Annotated in this window: 18 protein-coding genes; 5 read left to right on the top strand and 13 right to left on the bottom strand. The window is 39.9% G+C overall.

What is annotated here, in order from left to right; genetic code table 11:
* The first annotated feature begins 31 nt into the window (after positions 1 to 31).
* Positions 32 to 643, top strand: coding sequence for a LysE family translocator (locus tag NDN11_RS05830; RefSeq protein ID WP_167248203.1), 612 nt, complete (start codon positions 32 to 34; stop codon positions 641 to 643).
* Positions 644 to 691: 48 nt separating this feature from the next.
* On the opposite strand, the gene dapF is transcribed toward NDN11_RS05830, so the two are convergent.
* The 5 genes from dapF to NDN11_RS05805 form a co-directional block, all read right to left on the bottom strand.
* The gene (gene dapF, locus NDN11_RS05825; protein WP_251111059.1) at positions 692 to 1546 is read right to left on the bottom strand and encodes a diaminopimelate epimerase; all 855 of its coding nucleotides are present in this window, start codon (positions 1544 to 1546) and stop codon (positions 692 to 694) included.
* A gap of 6 nt (positions 1547 to 1552) precedes the next feature.
* Positions 1553 to 2803: a diaminopimelate decarboxylase gene (gene lysA / locus NDN11_RS05820; protein ID WP_251111058.1), complete on the bottom strand. Its 1251-nt coding sequence runs from the start codon at positions 2801 to 2803 to the stop codon at positions 1553 to 1555.
* A gap of 22 nt (positions 2804 to 2825) precedes the next feature.
* Entirely contained in the window at positions 2826 to 3053 is a 228-nt protein-coding gene (gene lptM, locus NDN11_RS05815) for an LPS translocon maturation chaperone LptM (protein WP_167248200.1), read from the bottom strand.
* Positions 3054 to 3193: 140 nt separating this feature from the next.
* A complete protein-coding gene (locus NDN11_RS05810; protein ID WP_167248199.1) occupies positions 3194 to 4606 on the bottom strand; it encodes an amino acid permease in 1413 nt (470 codons plus the stop codon).
* Positions 4607 to 4898: 292 nt separating this feature from the next.
* On the bottom strand, positions 4899 to 6407 hold the full coding sequence (locus NDN11_RS05805; protein WP_251111057.1) for an alanine/glycine:cation symporter family protein: 1509 nt from the start codon (positions 6405 to 6407) through the stop codon (positions 4899 to 4901).
* Between the two features lie 349 nt (positions 6408 to 6756).
* Here NDN11_RS05805 and radA point away from each other — a divergent pair, with 349 nt between their 5' ends.
* Both radA and NDN11_RS05795 read left to right on the top strand, forming a co-directional pair.
* A complete protein-coding gene (gene radA / locus NDN11_RS05800) occupies positions 6757 to 8145 on the top strand; it encodes a DNA repair protein RadA (protein WP_251111056.1) in 1389 nt (462 codons plus the stop codon).
* 95 nt (positions 8146 to 8240) lie between these two features.
* Entirely contained in the window at positions 8241 to 9224 is a 984-nt protein-coding gene (locus NDN11_RS05795; RefSeq protein ID WP_251111055.1) for a Tim44 domain-containing protein, read from the top strand.
* 470 nt (positions 9225 to 9694) lie between these two features.
* On the opposite strand, the gene NDN11_RS05790 is transcribed toward NDN11_RS05795, so the two are convergent.
* A complete protein-coding gene (locus NDN11_RS05790) occupies positions 9695 to 11326 on the bottom strand; it encodes an inorganic phosphate transporter (protein WP_251111054.1) in 1632 nt (543 codons plus the stop codon).
* Positions 11327 to 11764: 438 nt separating this feature from the next.
* On the opposite strand from NDN11_RS05790, the gene metH reads away from it, so the two are divergent.
* Positions 11765 to 15451: a methionine synthase gene (gene metH / locus NDN11_RS05785; protein ID WP_251111053.1), complete on the top strand. Its 3687-nt coding sequence runs from the start codon at positions 11765 to 11767 to the stop codon at positions 15449 to 15451.
* A 38-nt stretch (positions 15452 to 15489) separates the two neighbouring features.
* On the opposite strand, the gene NDN11_RS05780 is transcribed toward metH, so the two are convergent.
* The 5 genes from NDN11_RS05780 to def form a co-directional block, all read right to left on the bottom strand.
* A complete protein-coding gene (locus NDN11_RS05780; RefSeq protein ID WP_251111052.1) occupies positions 15490 to 16392 on the bottom strand; it encodes a DUF4435 domain-containing protein in 903 nt (300 codons plus the stop codon).
* 2 nt (positions 16393 to 16394) lie between these two features.
* Positions 16395 to 16979, bottom strand: coding sequence for an AAA family ATPase (locus tag NDN11_RS05775; protein WP_251111051.1), 585 nt, complete (start codon positions 16977 to 16979; stop codon positions 16395 to 16397).
* 13 nt (positions 16980 to 16992) lie between these two features.
* The gene (locus NDN11_RS05770) at positions 16993 to 17679 is read right to left on the bottom strand and encodes an AAA family ATPase (RefSeq protein ID WP_251111050.1); all 687 of its coding nucleotides are present in this window, start codon (positions 17677 to 17679) and stop codon (positions 16993 to 16995) included.
* 272 nt (positions 17680 to 17951) lie between these two features.
* Entirely contained in the window at positions 17952 to 19229 is a 1278-nt protein-coding gene (locus NDN11_RS05765; protein WP_251111049.1) for a glutaminase, read from the bottom strand.
* A 116-nt stretch (positions 19230 to 19345) separates the two neighbouring features.
* Positions 19346 to 19828, bottom strand: coding sequence for a peptide deformylase (gene def / locus NDN11_RS05760; protein WP_251111048.1), 483 nt, complete (start codon positions 19826 to 19828; stop codon positions 19346 to 19348).
* Positions 19829 to 19960: 132 nt separating this feature from the next.
* On the opposite strand from def, the gene NDN11_RS05755 reads away from it, so the two are divergent.
* Positions 19961 to 20164 (top strand): amino acid transport protein, encoded by a 204-nt coding sequence (locus tag NDN11_RS05755; protein ID WP_251111047.1) that lies wholly within the window; start codon positions 19961 to 19963, stop codon positions 20162 to 20164.
* A gap of 42 nt (positions 20165 to 20206) precedes the next feature.
* Here the strand turns inward: NDN11_RS05755 and NDN11_RS05750 are convergent, their stop codons facing one another.
* On the bottom strand, positions 20207 to 20698 hold the full coding sequence (locus tag NDN11_RS05750) for a DUF2505 family protein (RefSeq protein WP_016541745.1): 492 nt from the start codon (positions 20696 to 20698) through the stop codon (positions 20207 to 20209).
* A 107-nt stretch (positions 20699 to 20805) separates the two neighbouring features.
* Positions 20806 to 21096: a hypothetical protein gene (locus NDN11_RS05745; protein WP_251111046.1), complete on the bottom strand. Its 291-nt coding sequence runs from the start codon at positions 21094 to 21096 to the stop codon at positions 20806 to 20808.
* Between the last annotated feature and the right edge of the window lie 68 nt (positions 21097 to 21164).

Raw genomic sequence — 21164 nt, 5'->3', positions numbered from 1 at the left:
TAAATTTCAAGTTTTGAGTGGCGCTATCATCATGGCAACAATGCTTATTCCCTATCTCATCGCAATCACTCTCTTGACCATTACTCCCGGTCTAGATACTACGCTGATTATTCGCACTGCGACCTTGGAAGGTAAAACCAAAGCATTCCAAGCAGCATTGGGGATTAATCTCGGCTGTATTGTATGGGGCGTGATAGTGGCCTGTGGATTAGGTGCATTGTTAATGACCTCCGATCTCGCCTTCAATGCCTTGAAATGGATAGGTGCAATTTATTTAGCATGGTTAGGCTTAAATCTTATTTTAAAACCGCGTAGCCAGCTCGCGGCTTTAAATGATTCTACCACGACTCAAAACTGGTTTATTAAAGGCTTTTGGGGCAATTTACTGAATCCAAAAGTTGGTATTTTTTATATTTCTTTCTTGCCCCAGTTTATTCCACAGTCTTCTTCTCCAGTTGTGTGGACCATGGGACTGGTGATGATTCATGTGGTGATTGGCTTCATTTGGTCAATCTTCCTGATCTCAGCGATGCAATCGATTTCAGGGTATTTAAAGCAGCCAAAATTCATTAAATATATGGATCGTATTACAGGCAGTATTTTTATTCTGTTTGCACTCAAACTGGCATTGAGTAAAAGATAAGTAAAAAAGCGCGTTGATTAAAACGCGCTTTTTTTAAATCTTAGATCATCAGCCTTGAAAATATCTAAGATCCAAACGGGCATCATAAACATGCGTGGTTGGACCTGTCATCCAGACCACATCACCTTCACGCCAAGCGATATGTAACTTACCACCTGCAAGCTGAACTTCAACTTCATTTGCTAGCAAACCACGGCGCATACCACTGACTGCTGCTGCACAAGCACCTGTACCACAAGCCAAAGTCTCACCGACACCACGCTCAAATACACGTAAACGAATATGCTTTTCATCCAGAATTTGCATAAATCCAGCATTCACACGTGCAGGAAAACGCGCATGTGATTCCACTTGTGGACCAATACGCTCAACATCAGCAGTTAATACATCAGGGACGATGGTCACAGCATGCGGATTACCCATATTCACAACATCAATATTAATGCTATGATTATCTGCAAGTTCCAGTGCATATAAACCTTCAATATCTTCATGCTCTTGGGTCACAAATGGAATTTCTTCTGGAAGAAATTTCGGTGGTCCCATATTCACACGTACCCAACCATTGGCACCCAACTCAGGCTCAACAATCCCAGCTTTAGTTTGCACACGAATTTTAGTTTTGGTGGTCAATTGACGCTCATGTACAAAACGAGCAAAACAACGCACACCATTACCGCACTGCTCTACTTCAGAACCATCCGCATTAAAAATACGATATTTGAAATCAACATCTGGTAAATCAGGTGGTTCAACAATCAATAGTTGATCAAAACCGACACCAAAGTGACGATCCGCTAAACGCTGAATCGTGACCGTATCTAAATAAGCTCGTTGGGTCACAAGGTCAACGACCATAAAATCATTGCCCAAACCATGCATTTTGGTAAATTCTAAATACATCTTAATTTACTCCTCAGGCAACAAACGCTCTTTTTCCCAGAGTGATTCTATGGTTTCACGTTCACGAATTAAATAGGCTTTATCACCACTGACCATAACTTCAGCAGCACGACCACGGGTATTGTAGTTAGAACTCATTACAAAACCATAAGCACCAGCACCTAACACAGCCAATACATCATTTTCTTGAAGCGCTAAATCACGTTCTTTACCCAAGAAATCACCAGTTTCGCAAATGGCACCGACCAAATCCCAAGTTTTCACTTCAACGTCAGTATTTGAATTAACAGATTGAATATCCATCCACGCTTCATATAAAGCAGGGCGAATTAAGTCATTCATTGCCGCATCAATAATGGCGAAGTTACGATGATTGGTCGGTTTTAATAGATCAACCTTGGTCAATAATGCACCTGCATTGGCAGAAATACTACGCCCCGGCTCCATATATACTTTGAGACCCAATTTTTCTAATGCTGGACGCATCGAATTGGCATATTCCTCAACACTTGGCGGCGTTTCATCTTTATAACGAACACCCAAACCACCACCAATATCAATATGTTTGAGGTTGATGCCCAAGCTTTTCAACTGCTCAATCATCAAGATCACACGATCAAGTGCATCGACAAAAGGCTTGGTTTCTGTCAACTGCGAACCAATATGACAGTCAATACCAACAATCTCAAGATTTGGTAATGAAGCAGCATATTGATAAGTTTCATCGACTGTATCGCTTGGAATACCGAACTTGTTTTCCTTTAAACCTGTTGAGATATAAGGATGGGTTTTGGCATCTACATCTGGGTTTACACGTAACGAAATTGGTGCTTTTTTACCAAGTTTTGCTGCAACTTTTTGAATCCGATCTAATTCAGCATGTGATTCGACATTAAAACAAGCAATCCCAACATTTAAGGCTTTTTCAATATCTGCTTCAGATTTACCTAAACCAGAAAATACGATTTTCGAAGGTTCACCACCTGCTGCAAGTACACGTGCCAGCTCTCCACCAGTCACGATATCAAAACCTGCACCCACCTTTGCCAATACACTCAGAACAGCTAAATTTGAGTTCGACTTCACTGCAAAACAGATTTGATGATCAATAAAATCAAAAGCACGGTGCATATCCAAATAATGCTTTTCAAAAGTTGCTTTTGAATAAACATATAAAGGCGTGCCGTATTGCTGCGCGAGCTGATCCAGTGAACATTGCTCAGCGTGCAATACTCCATTAATGCGAGTGAAACTCATGAAGATGTCCTTATTTACAAACTTAAGGTGAGATGGTCTGTGATTGAGTCGAGGATGATATTGCCTTATCTTCTACTTTAGCTTCTTCAGCTTTGACTGTAGATGGTGTCGCTTCATTTTTATAAAGCAGATATTTTGCGCGTTTGTCATGGTTTTGATCAGACGGTAATTGCAATGCGCCTGACTGACCACATGCAGTTAAAATAACGCTGCTCAGCAATACACTGATAGAACAAATGACTTTAAGCATCTGTGCACCTAACTTTTACAATTCGGAGCAGTATAGCGTGATCATCAGATTGGCTAAAGTCTAAACTTGAATGAATCAAACAATAACCATAAAAAAACGCCGACTTTAAGGTCGACGTTCTGAGCATCTTGGTGCAATCGTTACTTTTTCTTATAGAAGAAATAACCAATTGCCAAGATAACAAACCAAATTGGACTCACCTTCAATGATTCTAAGGTGGTTTCATCCAATGCAAGGAAGTAAATCGTTGCAAGGAAGAAGATAATCACCACCCAACAAGTAAACACACCACCAGGCAATTTAAACGTTGATTGCGCATGCAATTCAGGACGATTTCTACGGTAGTTGATATAACTCCACATAATAATCATCCATACACAGATGAATAAAATCGTTGATAGCGTTGTTGCTAAAGTAAATGCCGTCACTTCATCATTGGTTCCTGTTTGTAATTTATAAACAAACTGAACAAATGCACCAATGAAGATACAGATAGAAGAGAAGATTAATGCTTTTGCAGGTACAGCAGATTTAGAAAGCTTCGCAAATAGTTTTGGTGCTTGTTGATCTCCTGATAAGCCAAACAACATACGACTGGTTGAGAATACACCACTGTTCATTGATGACATTACTGACGACAACACCACCAAGTTCATAATGATTGCCGCAGAAGCAATACCCGCTTGTGAGAAGATATTTACGAATGGACTGACTTTAGGATTAATTTGATCCCAAGGTGTCACACACATCACCACGAACAATGCCAATACATAGAAAATAATGATACGAATTGGAATCGAGTTAATTGCTTTCGGTAGATTACGTTTCGGATCTTGTGTTTCAGCAGCAGTTGTACCCACCAACTCCACACCGACAAAGGCGAAAATTGCAATCTGGAAACCCGCCAAGAAACCATCTAAACCTTTAGGGAACATACCACCATGTGTCCAAAGGTTAGATACACTTGCCACTGTACCAGTAGTGCTGGTAAATCCTGTAAAGATCATCCATAGACCAACAGCGATTAAGACAATAATCGCTGTGATTTTAACCATCGCAAACCAGAACTCCATTTCACCGAATAATTTAACAGTGACCAAGTTCAAGCCAAGTACGAATAAGATTGCAACTGTACTGATCAGTAAACCACCTAATGGTGTAAATGACTCGCCTCCATTAAAGAATTCCAGATAGTAAATAATGGCGGATAAATCTGCGATACCAATCGTGACCCAACACAGCCAGTAGGTCCATCCGACAAAATAACCAGCCCAAGGGCCAATTAAATCCGTCGATAAATCGATAAAAGATTTATAGTTTAAGTTTGATAGTAAGAGTTCACCTAATGCACGCATTACAAAGAACACCATCAAACCAATGGTCATGTAAATAAATAGAATTGATGGTCCGGCTAAACTAATGGTTTTACCAGATCCCATGAACAACCCTGTTCCGATTGCACCGCCAATCGCAATCAACTGCAGATGTCGATTAGATAGACTACGGTGAAGTCCGCTTTGTTCAGCAGCCTCACTCAGATTTTGATTCGACATTTTACAAAAACTCTCCAGTGTTTTTAGTCCATTAACCAAAGTCAGCGCTCAATAAAGCTTCGTACCATTTTCGGTATCTTTTTCCGCCATCTATATTTTGGCTCACTTTAGCTAAGTAATTTTTACCTGTATTCTTCAAGTTAAATACAATTGAATTCGATCATACGCACAAGGTCAAAACAATACAATGAACTTATAAGGACAACTCAGGCGCCATAAAAAGGAATTATAAAAAAAGAAGTGACAACGAGCGCCACTTCTTTTTCTAGCGATAAAAATATTAATTTATAATTCAATCATTAGATGATTGTTTCTGTTTGTTTTTGAGACGATCTTCCCAGAAAGTCGCATTACGAATACCCAATTTAATTGGATCAAATATGAACTCTTTTACACCAGCTTTTTGCTGTTCTTCATAGTCTCGCAGCGCTTTAATGGTTGGTTTCCAAATAAAATAGGTCACAATAATACCGATAATATTAATCCATGCCATCAGCCCTACACCGATATCACCAATGCCCCAAATATATCCTGTTGCACTAAGCACGCCATAGGCCACAGAAATCATAATGAAACATTTGGTGATGAACAGTAATGATGGTGTTTTAGTGATATAGCTGAGATAGGTAATATTGGTTTCAGCAATATAGTAATAGGCCACAATCGTGGTAAAGGCAAAGAAGAATACGGCTAGCGCAACAAAGATCTGACCAAAACCACCAAACACTGTGCTAACTGCCATTTGAGTAAATGCAGGTGAGCCTATTTCAGTGCCAGACGCAACATTTTGTACGATAAACTGCCCTGCTTCTAAGGTACCCTGTACGTTATACATGCCAGTAATCAAAATCATAAACGCCGTAGCGGAACATACAAATAAAGTATCGACATAAATCGAGAAGGCTTGGACAAAACCTTGCTGTGCAGGATGTTGCACTTCTGCGGCAGCTGCGGCATGTGGTCCCGTACCTTGTCCTGCTTCATTAGAGTAAACACCACGTTTTACTCCCCAACCAATGGCGGCACCAATCCCTGCCATTGGAGAAAATGCATCATCAAAAATAAGTTTGATCACGCCAGGTAACTCTTGAATATTCATGCACACAATGATGACAGCCATCAAGATGTAACCCAACGCCATAAATGGCACAACAAACTCTGCAAATCTAGCAATACGTTTAATGCCGCCAAAAATAATGATTGCCAAAAGAGAGACAATTACGATTAGGGCTAATAATTTATAAGTACCTACATTACCAAATACGATAGCACCCTGACCTGTGATCTGTGTAAACGCATTCCCTACAGCATTGGCTTGAATCCCTGGGAGAAATAAACCACAGGAAATAATTGCGGCAATTGCAAATAGAATTCCTAACCAGCGTTGCCCTAATCCTCGATCAAAATAGAATGCAGGACCACCACGATACTGCCCTTGATACTCAACCTTATAAATTTGACCCAGTGTCGACTCCACGTAAGCGGTACTCGCACCCAGAAATGCCACCAACCACATCCAAAAAACTGCACCAGGACCACCAAATCCAATCGCTGCCGCAACACCCGCGATATTACCTACACCGACACGTCCAGATAAGGACACGGATAAAGCTTGGAATGATGAAATTCCTTGTGCGGAGGATGAACCATTAATCAATAGTTTCGCCATTTCCTTAATTTGGCGAACCTGTACAAACCGAGTTAAAATAGAAAAAAATAAACCAGCACCTAGACATAAATAGATCAGCGCTGGGCTCCAGATAATCCCGTTGACCCAATTTACAATTTCTGCTGCACTCATAGACATCAACCTTTATTATATATTTTGAAAAGATAGTCACTGCTAAATTTTCATTCGTCTGAGCATGAGCAATATCTATGCCATTCGATCAAAATCTTATGACAATAAATAAGTGAACACACCAACACCATCCATGGAAAAAGTGAATTGAACAAAAAAATGAATGCTGAAAACACACTGTCTATAAGTTGTATATCATGTTATTTTCCTGAGCACTTCCCTTTAACCAACCAGTGACGAAACCGTACTGTCTTCTTGTTTTATCCTTATAAAGAACGATCAGCATTGTTAGAAATTTTCGTCCTGATTCTTTTTTATCTAATTTTAAGAAAGTTTTCAATTTTATCTTATGGCAAAAATTAAATCCGTTTACAGATGTGAACAATGTGGTGCAGATCATCCCAAATGGGCTGGGCAATGTTCTGAATGCGGCGAATGGAATAGTCTGCTTGAGGTTCGAATTGAGCCAGCAGTACCCCATCGTGGCCAACCAAAAATAGGTGGCTATACGGGGCAAGCAGCCAGTATTACCACGCTCAATCAAGTCACAGTATCCAATGAAACCCGTGTTCCAACAGGGATTAGCGAATTCGATCGTGTGCTCGGTGGCGGTTTAGTCATTGGTTCAGTGGTGCTGATTGGCGGTGATCCGGGTATTGGTAAATCGACTATTTTGCTGCAAACCGCAACACATATGGCCAGTAAGAAAAGTACTGCACTGTATGTCACGGGTGAAGAATCTTTATCACAAGTGGCTTTGCGTGCCCAACGTTTAGACCTCCCAACGGATTCGCTCAAAGTGATGGCAGAAACCTGTGTCGAGCGAATTTGTGAAGTGCTGGCACAGGAACGTCCAGTGGTGGCCATTCTCGACTCGATCCAAACCTTATATACCGAAACCTTACAATCTGCGCCTGGTGGTGTTTCACAGATCCGTGAATCCGCAGCCTTACTGACTCGTTTCGCCAAGAATAGTGGTACAGCCTTATTTATTGTCGGTCACGTCACCAAAGAAGGCTCACTGGCAGGTCCACGTGTTTTAGAACATATGGTTGATTGTGTACTGTATTTTGAAGGTCAATCAGATTCTCGCTATCGTATGATTCGTGCCGTCAAGAACCGTTTTGGTGCAGTCAATGAACTTGGCGTATTTGGCATGACCGATAAAGGTCTACGTGAAGTCGCGAATCCTTCGGCAATTTTCCTGAGCCGTTATGATGAAGCGATTCCGGGTTCTATTGTGATGATTAGTCGCGAAGGAACTCGCCCACTACTGGTCGAAGTACAGGCACTGGTTGATGATGCTCATGGTCAACCCCGTCGTGTAGCCCTCGGTTTGGAACAAAACCGTTTGAATATGCTACTGGCTGTTATGCATCGTCATGGTGGCGTACAAACCTCAGGGCAAGACGTATATGTCAATGTGGTGGGTGGCTTAAAAATTACCGAGACAGGTTCTGACTTAGCCGTTTTACTTGCTTGTGCATCCAGTTTGAGAGGTAAAGCCTTACCACAACAATTAGCGGTTTTCGGTGAAGTTGGACTCTCAGGTGAAATTCGCCCAGTACCCAATGGTCAAGAACGCCTAAAAGAAGCTGCAAAACATGGCTTTAAGTATGTGATTCTACCGCGAGGCAATGCACCACAGAAATCCATTGAAGGCGTGCAAATCATTGCGGTAGCACGTTTACATGAGGCTCTGACAGAGGCTATGCAGTTGAGTGATGAATTAGGCTAATCGCTTGACATAAAAAAACATACTTTTCTAGTTGAAATTACATCGAAATACCTTCATAAATACATTTACAAATTGGATTTAAATAGGAATTTTCGATGCAAGTACACCAGCGCGGCTTGATGGCAGCTCTTTTAATGGCAACTTTGGTTGCTGCACCACTTGCGGAAGCAAAACGTGCAGGTGGCGGTAAAAGCCATGGCATGAGCAGATCTAGTTCATCTAGCCAATCTTACCAACCATCACGTCAAGCAGCTCCAGCACCTCAACAACAAACTGCACCACAAAGATCTGGTCCAGGTGTTGGTACAATGGTTGCTGCGGGTGTCGCAGGTGCTGCAGTCGGTGCTGTTGCAGCAAATGCATTGGCAGATGATAAACAACAGAACCCAACTGCAACTGAGCAACAAGCAACTCAACAAGCGCAACAACAAGAAGAAAAAGGTGGCATTCCTGGCTGGCTTTGGGTACTTCTTGCTGCTGCGATCGCCTTCTTTGTTTTCCGCAAATTAGGCGCAAAAAAAAAATTAGCAGCCAATAATCCATACGCTCCAAACAATGGCGGTCAAAATAACTTTGGCCGTCAAACTCCACCTCAGCCTGCTGCACGTCAAGCGACTGATAACACCAATATCTTTGGTCAATCTGTAGGTGGCGGTGCTGCGGCACCTCAAGCACCATTTGGTGCTGCATCAATGAGTAGTGGTAACCAATTACCAGATGGTACAGAACCTGCTGCATTCTTACGTATTGCACGTCAACGTTTTAATCACATTCAGTCGGTAAACAGTGCAAGCAATGTTGAAGAAATTCGTCGTTATTTGACACCTGAACTTTATAATTCAATGTATAGCGACATTATGGCGAACCAAGACCAAGACGTTGCGGAATTCAGTAACCTCAATGCAATGGTTGTTGAAAGCACGACTGAAAATGGTCAATACCTTGTTAGCGTACGCTTTACAGGTACTGTCAGCGAAGACTTAAACAGCTTGCCTCAACCATTCGCTGAAATCTGGCATTTTGTGAAGCCTGCTGGCTCACAACAAGATTGGCTTGTTGCGGGTATCCAACAAGCTTAACTGCTTTGATTGGACAAAAAGAGCTGTTTCGACAGCTCTTTTTTATTGCTTCTGTTTTTTAGGTATAAAAAAAGCCACTCTCTATATCGGAGAATGGCGGAGTGTAAAAAGAACAACGCTTTATACTTATTATTAGAATTAAAAACACAACCTAGCACGATCTGTCTATTGATACTAACGGATAACATCATCGGAAAACTATTCCTCTTTTGGGGAATAAAACCTATTTTATTTAGCTTGTTTTAAACAATCCTCAGCCCATCCCTACTGTACTTCCGCTTATTTCCCTACCCGCAATATGCAAACATCCCTAAACATCATTGTATGTGTTTGGTACTTGCATCCAGCCAAGCTATACACTCGCAAACTAATTCATTCATGGAATGACTAAGAAGCAAAAATCAACTTATATAAAAAAGGCTTTGCCGAAGCAAAGCCTTTAAATCATATCTGAATTTAACAACTCAGCATTATGAAACGAACTGTAGGAATAACCAGTACAAACCACCAGATAATGTAATTGTCGCTGGTAAAGTAAAGATCCAAGCAGAAAGAATCGTCTTCACTGTAGCGAAGTTCAAACCTGACTTATTGGCAACCATCGTACCCGCAACCGCACTGTTTAACACGTGTGTGGTTGATACTGGCATACCCAGACCGTCCGCTGCTGCAATTGTACTCATTGCTACAAGCTCAGCAGACATCCCTTGACCATAAGTCATGTGGTTCTTACCAATACGCTCACCAACAGTTACCACAATACGCTTCCAACCCACCATCGTACCTAAGCCAAGTGCTAGTGCAACTGCAACTTTCACCCAGTTTGGAATATATTGAAGGAACGAATCTAGGCTACTACGATATTCTTTAACAACTTTAGCTTGGTCTTTATCCATTTCTGGTAAAGCTTCCGCTTTATCTAAACGTTTGAACGTCGTGGTACTTAAATACATGTCGTTGCGGATTTCGCTAACAGCAGCTTCAGGAATCGCCTTAAGATCGCCATAGCCAGCAACACGTGTACCCAAGTGCTCAGTCATACTTGCTAGCGCAGGCACAACTTCAGCCGTTTGTTCTTTAGTTTGGATATATTTCGTTAATACTTCACGCGCCTTTTCATCAGTCAACTCGTTCTGATTGACATTTAAAACCGTCGCCGTTTTTGCAGAGAGCTGTTCAAAAGACTGTAAATGCTGTGCATCCAGGTTTTTATTCAATGAATAAGCCAATGGAACCAAGCCGATTAAGATCAACATGATCAGGCCCATGCCTTTTTGACCATCGTTTGAACCGTGCGCAAAACTTACACCCGTACAGGTAAAAATTAAGATTGCACGAATCAGTGGTGGTGGTGGCTTATTGCCTTCTGGTGGCTGAAACAGCTCCATTTGGCGTTTAAATACTTTCTTCACCAATAAGAAGAGAATCGCTGCAAATGCAAAACCAATCAATGGAGAGAATAGTAAAGCCTTACCTACTTTAATCACCTGATCCATATCGATACCACTACTGGTCGCACCAGCTGAAGCATTCAAGATATGGTTCATAATGCCCACACCCAAAATCGAACCGATTAAGGTATGTGAACTTGATGCAGGAATCCCCAAAAACCACGTTCCTAAATTCCATAGGATTGCCGCGATTAATAGTGCAAAAACCATCGCAAAGCCAGCACCACTGCCGACATTCATGATCATTTCTACTGGGAGCAATGCAATAATACCGTACGCTACTGCGCCACTCGCCACCATAACCCCAAGGAAGTTACAGAAACCAGCCCACATCACTGCTGCTGGAGCAGGCAATGCATTGGTATAAATAACCGTCGCTACAGCGTTCGCCGTATCGTGAAAACCATTTACAAATTCAAAGCCTAAAGCAATGAAAAGTGCCGTCGATAAAAGAATAACTGAATATAAACTTAAAGGCGGTACATGTGCCAAGTCAGCACTAAGCTGAAAACCGATATAAATCAGTGTTGCAACAATAATTGTCAAAAACACCGGCATAAAGAATTTCGGTGTTGGTACATGTACATTCGTCGATTTTGCCTGAGAGCTGGCAAGCGGTGAATCCGAAACAGGAGGAAGATTAGAATTCATGTAGACGGTTAGAGGATAATAAAATCCCCTGTATTGTTTAATTAAATTATGACAATTATATGACAAAGGACTGTCACATAAAGCCAAAATTTCATGTTTTCATCACATTTTTTTGTATTTCTCAGTAATAAATCCACCTTATTTTTTATTTTAATTAATAAAAAACAATGCATTATAAAACCAAAAACAGCGCTAGAACTGTTTGTCTGATTTTGCAACAAACGCTACGAAATATGACATTAAACTGTCACATTTCGAACTGGATGTTTTCTTTTTAAGCATTATTCAATTCAATTGTGACAACTTGATGAACATTTTATGACATTTTCTAAATGACCCGATGAATCACTGTTCTGAGTTGCTGAAAATACGCGCTTTGACGTAGCTTCTGTTACAATGCCCCTGCTTTTTATCTTGATCATCGACTGGGGTTTCTGAATGTCCACGCTTACCACCCTACAATCACTTCTTACCCAACGCATCCTGATTATTGATGGTGCAATGGGAACCATGATTCAACGCCATAAATTAGAAGAAGAAGATTACCGTGGTGAACGTTTTGCAGACTGGGCATCAGACCTAAAAGGTAATAACGACTTATTGGTTTTAACCCAACCGCAGATTATTCAGGGCATCCATGAAGCCTACTTAGATGCAGGTGCAGACATTATTGAAACCAACAGCTTTAACGGCACCCGTGTTTCAATGTCTGACTACCACATGGAAGACCTTGTTCCAGAGATCAACCGCGAAGCAGCACGCTTAGCCAAAGCAGCATGTGAAAAATACTCAACTCCAGAGAAACCACGTTTTGTGGCAGGTGTCCTTGGCCCAACCTCACGTACTTGTTCGATTTCCCCGAATGTGAACGACCCTGCATTCCGTAATATTACTTTTGATGAACTCAAAGAAAATTATATTGAAGCTGCCCATGCCTTGATTGAAGGTGGTGCAGACATTCTCTTGATCGAAACTGTGTTTGATACTTTGAACTGTAAAGCCGCGATCTTCGCAGTCAAAGAAGTATTCAAGCAAATTGGTCATGAACTACCGTTGATGATTTCAGGCACCATTACCGATGCATCAGGTCGTACCTTAACAGGTCAAACTGCAGAAGCGTTTTGGAACTCAGTACGTCACGGTGATTTACTCTCAATCGGTTTTAACTGTGCCTTGGGTGCAGACGCGATGCGCCCACACGTAAAAACCATTGCTGATGTTGCTGATACTTTTGTCTCTGCCCATCCAAACGCAGGTTTACCGAATGCCTTTGGTGAATATGATGAAACACCTGAACAAACAGCTGCATTCATCAAAGAATTTGCTGAAAGTGGTTTAATTAATATCACAGGCGGTTGCTGTGGTACCACACCAGATCATATTCGCGCCATCTATAATGCAGTCAAAGACATTCAGCCACGTCAAATTCCAGAAACCAAACCAGCCTGCCGTTTAAGTGGTTTAGAGCCATTTAACATTTATGATGATTCACTGTTCGTCAATGTCGGTGAACGTACCAACGTGACGGGTTCAAAAAAATTCCTGCGTCTCATCCGTGAAGAAAAGTTTGCCGAAGCTTTAGAAGTAGCTCAGCAACAAGTTGAAGCTGGCGCACAGATCATCGACATCAATATGGATGAAGGGATGCTGGATTCGCAAAATGCGATGGTGCATTTCCTCAATCTAGTTGCATCTGAGCCAGATATCTCTCGTGTACCAATCATGATTGACTCATCAAAATGGGAAATCATTGAAGCAGGTTTAAAATGTGTCCAAGGTAAACCTGTTGTTAACTCAATTTCATTGAAAGAAGGTTATGACGAGTTTGTCGAAAAAGCTCGCCTATGCCGTCAGTACGGTGCTGCGATCATTGTGATGGCCTTTGATGAAACAGGTCAGGCCGATACCGCTGCACGTAAGCGTGAAATTTGTAAACGTTCTTATGATGTTCTCGTCAATGAAGTGGGCTTTCCTGCTGAAGATATCATTTTTGACCCGAACGTGTTTGCCGTGGCGACAGGGATCGAAGAACACAACAACTATGGCGTCGATTTTATTGAAGCCACAGGTTGGATCAAACAGAACTTGCCACATGCCATGATCTCAGGCGGTGTCTCTAACGTTTCGTTCTCCTTCCGTGGTAATGAGCCTGTGCGTGAAGCGATTCACTCAGTATTCCTTTACCATGCCATTAAACAAGGCATGACCATGGGGATCGTGAACGCTGGTCAAATGGCGATTTACGATGATATTCCAAAAGAACTAAAAGATGCGGTTGAAGATGTTGTTCTGAACCAAAACCAAGGTGAATCAGGTCAAAACGCTACAGAAAAACTGCTTGAAGTCGCAGAAAAATTCCGTGGTCATAGTGGCGCACAGCGTGAAGCTGAAAACCTTGAATGGCGCAATGAGTCGGTAGAAAAACGTCTTGAATATGCCTTAGTTAAAGGTATCACTACCTATATTGATGAAGATACTGAAGAAGCCCGCTTAAAAGCCAACCGTCCTCTTGATGTGATTGAAGGCGCATTGATGGATGGTATGAACGTGGTCGGTGATTTATTCGGTTCGGGTAAAATGTTCCTGCCACAAGTGGTGAAATCTGCGCGTGTAATGAAACAAGCTGTTGCATGGCTGAACCCTTACATCGAAGCTGAAAAAGGCAATGCACAATCCAAAGGTCGTGTTTTGATGGCAACCGTAAAAGGTGACGTACATGATATTGGTAAAAATATCGTAGGCGTGGTCTTGGGCTGTAATGGTTATGACATTGTTGATCTTGGGGTAATGGTACCTGCGGAAAAAATCCTGCAAACTGCGATTGATGAGAAATGTGACATCATCGGTTTGTCTGGTTTGATCACTCCGTCTTTGGATGAAATGGTGTTTGTTGCCAAAGAAATGCAGCGCAAAGGCTTTAACATTCCACTGTTAATTGGTGGTGCAACCACATCGAAAGCCCATACTGCCGTGAAGATTGATCCTCAGTATCAAAATGATGCCGTGATTTATGTGGCCGATGCCTCTCGTGCGGTCGGTGTAGCAACTACCCTACTCTCGAAAGAAATGCGTGGTAATTTTATTGCCGAGCATCGTGCTGAATATGCCAAGATTCGTGAACGTTTAGCCAACAAGCAACCGAAAGCAGCCAAACTCAGCTATGCCGAATCGATTGAAAATGGTTTTAAGGTGGATGAAAACTATGTGCCACCAATTCCAAATAGTTTAGGTACGCAAGTCATTACCAATTATCCATTGGCGACCTTGGTTGAATACTTTGACTGGACGCCATTCTTTATCTCTTGGAGCTTGGCGGGTAAATTCCCAAAAATCCTGACAGATGAAGTGGTCGGTGAAGCGGCTACTGATTTGTATAACCAAGCACAAGCGATGTTGAAAGATATTATCGAGAATAATCGTTTCGATGCGCGTGCTGTATTTGGTTTATACCCTGCACAACGTACAGGCGCAGATACCGTCAGCGTGTTTGACGAAGCGGGTCAAAAGGTTACGCATACCTTTGAGCATATTCGTCAGCAATCTGACAAAGTCACAGGCAAACCAAATTTATCTTTAGCAGACTTTATTAGTACTTCTAAAGACAATACCGATTATCTTGGTGGTTTCACTGTATCGATCTTTGGTGCTGAAGAATTGGCAAATGAATATAAAGCCAAAGGTGATGATTATTCAGCGATCTTGGTTCAGTCTTTGGCCGATCGTTTTGCTGAAGCTTTTGCCGAGCACTTGCATGAGCGTATCCGTAAAGAGTTCTGGGGCTATAAGGCTGATGAGACTTTGGGCAATGAAGAATTGATCAAAGAGAAGTATGTCGGTATTCGTCCTGCACCAGGTTATCCTGCTTGCCCAGAGCATTCTGAAAAAGCAGTGTTATTTGACTGGTTAGGTTCGGAAGCGAAAATCGGTACAAAGTTGACTGAACACTTTGCGATGATGCCGCCTTCGTCTGTCAGTGGTTTCTATTATTCGCACCCTGACAGTGAATACTTTAACGTAGGCAAGATTTCTCAAGATCAGCTTGAGGATTATGCAAAACGTAAAGGCTGGACACTGGATGAAGCGAAGCGCTGGTTAGCACCGAATTTAGATGATTCGATTGCGTAAATTATAAAGAAAAATCCCCCTCAATTGAGGGGGAGGTATTAAGAAAAATTTTTCAGCATTCTTATATTTAAAAATTCAAAATCACCATATTCTACATAAGCATAAATATTAGATCCTACAGCCTCTTTATTTGGCCTAACTCTATATTTAAAATAACAAGCATAACACTTACCCAACTTACACATATCACATTGTGTTTCTTTAATTAAACATAAATTTATTTCATTAATAATATAATAAGATATTTTTTCACACAAGTAATCTAAAAACCACTTCCCCTTACATATCCTTTTCAAAGATTCAATTTCAAAACTCACACCTTTAGAGTGAGCAAAAAGCAAGCTGTTGATTTTATTATCATTCAAAGATTTTTTAATGTTTTCATTTTTTATACCTTTATAATCAGATGAATAAGAAAATAATGACTCCACCTTATTATCGCATGAGTTTTTTAATGCTTCGACAGATGCCAAATATAAAACCTCACATTCATTATAAAAAAAATCCCAAAAATCTGATATTAAAAAATCTGAAACACTTTCCTCAGTTGCGTACAAAAAGTTTGAAAATATTTTTTTTAAAACGGCATCATTAACTAAATGAGACTCCATAGAGTAATAAATAGTGAATAATAAATTTTCTAAATCCTCAATTTCACCTCTAAAATCACTTACATCTTTATCTACTATTCCAAGTAAATATTTTTTAGCTAGATTAATAGGATGTTGCTCATTAATAATAGAAATAATTTTTTTCACACCTCTACAACCAGGTTCAATATCTGCTATATGCTCAGAACAATAAACCTCACAATCAATTGGAATTGTAGTTAATATTTTCTTATATATAGGTATATCATCTATCCCCTCAACCATGAGAATTGGCTGCTCTTGCATAATTGCGATAGTGATTAGTTCATCAGCTTCAAGAAGCATGTCCATTTTTAGAACTCTCCATTCTTATATTTACATAACATTTCTGGTTTATTTTTAGCCAAAAAAGGAGAGTGTGATGCAACAATAATTTGAACATTAGGAAGCATTATTTTAAATAAATCAATTAACTGTCTCTGCCATTTCATATTCAATGATATTTCAGGCTCGTCAATAATTAAAAAATTTCTACCATTTCCAACAAATAATACAAGACTCAAAAAAGTCAGCATATGTCGTTCACCACTAGATAGCTCATGTATAGAATGACTAGCATCACCAATTTTAACATTTATCTCATTCAATTTTACTTCTATCTTTTTACCTTCTGTTAAAAACAAATTAAAGGTATCAACTAAATAGTTTATTGAACTTAAATTTAATTCCTCATTTTCAAGTTCATCTATAATATTTTTAAACATTTTTTTAAGAAGAATGTTTTCCTTAATTTTTCTTTGATAGTCTTTATTTTCAATATTTTCCAAAATATTAACAATAACACTTTTAAAACTATTATGTTCTGAGCTACTAATAGATTCTATTATTTGATTCTTTTTTTCAATCAAAATTTCAAAAAAAGTATTATCAAAACTCATATTTATATATTCATCATTTTTTCACCATTAGATTTTCATCAATATGTATAACTTCCGACAAAGTATCAAACAATGCATTTTGAATTCTTTGCGCAGCTTTATATTTTTCTCGCCTAAAACTTGTTAAAATCAATTCTTCGATATTATCCATTTTTATATTTTGAAGAAATAAATGATTAGCTTCAAAATCCATATCATGATTAAATCTTCTTTTTTTCATACGGTTATAATTTTTAATTCGCTGAGATAGATCAAAAGAAATTTCTCTCGCCATGTTAGAGGAAATATTTAGAGAATGATTTCTTGAAAATCTAAAATATTCAAAAAAGAAATCTTCTGGTATTATAATATTTTGAGTAGAAACCCCTCTTTCAACTCCTAGAGAAAGTGACTTTAAATCCTCAAGAATTTTTGATTCTTTATTCCATGTATATTTTTCCTCACCTTTCTTTCGCTCAACGACTATATTCCGTTCCTCATTGTTAAACTTTAATTTCAATTCGGCTTTAAGCACACCCAAATCAAATAATTCATGTTCATCGCGTTTCAAAAACGATGCTAATGTTTTTAAAAAAGTAGTTTTCCCGCTACCATTCCCACCAAAAATCACAGAAGCATTATCATCAGAAAAACATACATCTGTAATTTTTTTTACATTTTTAAAACCAATAATTTTAAATTGTAAAATTTTTATATTCATAAACACCCCTAAAAAAATTAAAAACCAAAACATTATAATATAATTATTTGACAAAACCCTACAGCAAAACAACTTTTATTTATATTTTTTATAAACACTCAATGCAAAAAAATATTACAGCTATACACTCAAACACGTTATATTTTAGCTTGATTTTCCATATAAAACACCTCATCCAAGTGCATTCAATGGATGTTGAAACTCAATTCCTAATTAGGCAAAACACCATAGTAATTTAAAACCTATACCATTTAAATATAGGCTCTCTCCTACTACAGCTCTTTATGCTTCTCAATCAAATCCTCAAGATTCTGATAAACATGCAAGACCCGATCTTTATGCGTTCGCGCATGATCCAGACGCTGTTCAGGATCAACTAAAAGCAAAGTGTGCCCATCATCGATTAAACGATCGATGCCTTCCAGAAACATCCGTTTTCCGACATCATGAATTAGGGAAATCTGGGATAAATCAATCACGATGCTACTGCTATCGTCTGGCTCACATTGCAACGTCCGCAACAACATTTCCGCTTCAGTGAATTTCAATACTCCGCGAAGTACATACACACTCAAAGATGCATCTTTACCAGTGCGATAATGACTCTGCACAATGGTTTGCGCGGAAGGTGTACCTTCCATCAAATGCAAGCCCATATCCCGAGAGAGTCGTTCCAAGATATCTATACCACGTACACTATTGCCATGTTCATCGAGTCGAGGAGAAAAAGCCGCTATGCTGACCTGACCTGGCAACACGCCCAAGATTCCACCAGCGACACCACTTTTAGCAGGAATGCCAACCGTCGTCAGCCAATCCCCCGCTGCATCATACATGCCACAGCTCATCATCACGCTTAGGACTTGGCGTACCACAGCACGATTCAATAAGCGTTTTCCAGTTTTAGGATCAACCCCACCATTGGCAAAAACACTGCCCATCCGCACTAGATCTTTGACAGTGACCAAGATCGCGCATTGGCGAATATAGCCATTCACAATATCAACAGGATCAGTTTCCAAAATCCCCACCGTACGCAACATATAACCAATCGAGAGATTGCGATAGGCTGTTTTCACCTCAGATTCATAAACAGCATCATCAAATTGCAGTTCACGTCCTGCTAGCTCGCTCATAAATCGACGTAAAATTTCTGCACCAGATAAGTCATCTTTGACAGGAATCAGTGAATGCGTGGTGATTGCACCTGAGTTAATCATCGGGTTCTTAGGACGGCGATCTTTACCCAATGAAATTTCATTAAAGGCTTCGCCAGAAGGTTCAACCCCAACTTTCTCTAATACCGCATCAATCCCAAGCTGTTGCAGCACATAAGCATAAGTGAACGGTTTAGACATCGATTGAATGGTAAATTCAATCTCATCATCCCCAACAGAATAGATTTCACCATCGACGGTAGATAATGCCAGTGCTAATCGATCGGGATTGGCATTGGCTAACTCAGGAATATAATCTGCGAGATGCCCACTGTTATCAATATCGCAGGCATCAATCACATGTGCCAAATAATCAGGAAGTGGAGTTTTCATGGTCATCTAGCCTTTAATTGTTTCAAGTTTTAATTTAGATAAGCGCTTATAGTACAGAGGACTAGTCATATTAAAATTATAGCTTTTGTAATGATTTTATGAGCTTACATACACAACTAACTCAAACGTTCTACAAATAAAATGCCATCCAGATGATCCACTTCATGCTGAACAATGCGCGCGGGGAAACCTTCAAAAGCGGTTTCAATCACTTCACCTTGTAAGGTGTAGTAACGTACTTTGATTGCTTGTGCCCGTTCGACCAGCCCACGCTCATCTGGCACACTTAAACAGCCTTCCTCACCTAAACAAGACTCTTGAGAAAATGCCAAAATTTCAGGATTGACCATCACCACCGCATCCATTTCAGGTGCATCGGGATAACGCGGATTCGGGCGAGATGCCACAATAATTAAGCGTTTAGAAATATAGACCTGTGGTGCTGCAATCCCAACCCCATTGCGCTCCAACATGGTCGCATGCATAGCGGAAGCCAGTTGTAATAACCATTCACTGTTAAATTCCCCGTTCGCGACAGCAGCCGCTTTAATTTTTAAAACTTCTTCACCGCGTTGTGCTACAGGTAGAATTACACTCATCCCACGCCCTTATAATTGTTTTGACCAAATAGTGAATAATATCGTATTGGATATTTTATCGCGTTACCATAATTTTCATTTAAGAATCTTGTCATAATATATTCGCGAAAAAAATAATGAATGGCAAAGCACATGAATGCAACCCAACTGTTTCTAGGTGTCATCTTTAGCTCGATTGGCTTAGGCTATTTTCTGTATGGCAAAAAGCAAAAAATGACCGTGCCTTTGGTCTGTGGTCTTATCTTGATGCTCTTTACCTATTTTATTGATAGCACGACCATGATCAGTATCATTGGCGTGGTGCTTTCGATTGTTCCTTATTTCCTGCGCTTCTAAATAAAAAAGCTCCCCAAATGGAGAGCTTTTTTCTACAAAAAATTAAAGATGTTTCTTTAATTCATCGGCTACGATCTCGATTTCAAGCGTGCTGAATTTACGAATTTCACCTTCCGCATGTTTTTCTAACATACCGCCAATCAATGGCACTTTAACTTTAACAGTCCACGTTAAAGAAATATTCACTTTTTCGCTGTCCCCCGTGACACTACGCTCGCCCTTCGCTTCCAAAGGTAAGTTTGCACCCAATTCAACTGTCGAGGTTAAGTTTTTCAAATGGGTAATATCAGCACGTTTTAAGCGGAACGCATTCTTTAATAATTTTTTCGCCACCTCTGGAATATTGACATCCAGATTATATTCACGGCGCAGCGTATAAATATCACCATTGATATTCGATTCAATTATTTCTAAGTTTTCACCTGGAATACGTTTACACACTGCTTCATGCAATGAAGTATCTGCCACCAGTCTTGAAAAGTCCTCAATTGAAACACCATGAATTGTTTCATTAACCGTAAATTGATGTGCCATTTTTAAATGTCCATTTCGTTTTATTAGGATTTCATCATTGTGCAAAAGTATAGCATTCTCATTTGTATCTCTAAATCTGATCAGACAAAAATGGATGACTGCTCGGATTAGTTATTTCTATTGTAATGATGCCGTATGCCTAATTTGACCGTGACCCGTTCCATACGGCTGATATAGAGATAATGATCCCCATATTCAATCACCGCATAAAATTGCTCTGCACCATCATCCAAACCTGTGGCTGACCATGTTGTGCCTTGCGGAAATTCATCTAACCATACCGCTTTGTAAAAGTCTGAAACCGAATCAAAAGTTAGGTAATGTTCTGGATCGGCCATAATTTTAGCCGCCATTTGATCAAATTTTTGTTGTTTAAACGCCTCTAAACTCAGTAACACAAATATTCCTTATCAATTTAAATTCAGCTCAAATTTTGTGCTTCGATCTAAAGTTAATCTTAAGCTGA

The sequence above is a fragment of the Acinetobacter sp. C26M genome, from assembly GCF_023702675.1.
Lineage (GTDB): Bacteria > Pseudomonadota > Gammaproteobacteria > Pseudomonadales > Moraxellaceae > Acinetobacter.
This window is presented reverse-complemented; position numbering and strand designations above follow the sequence as displayed.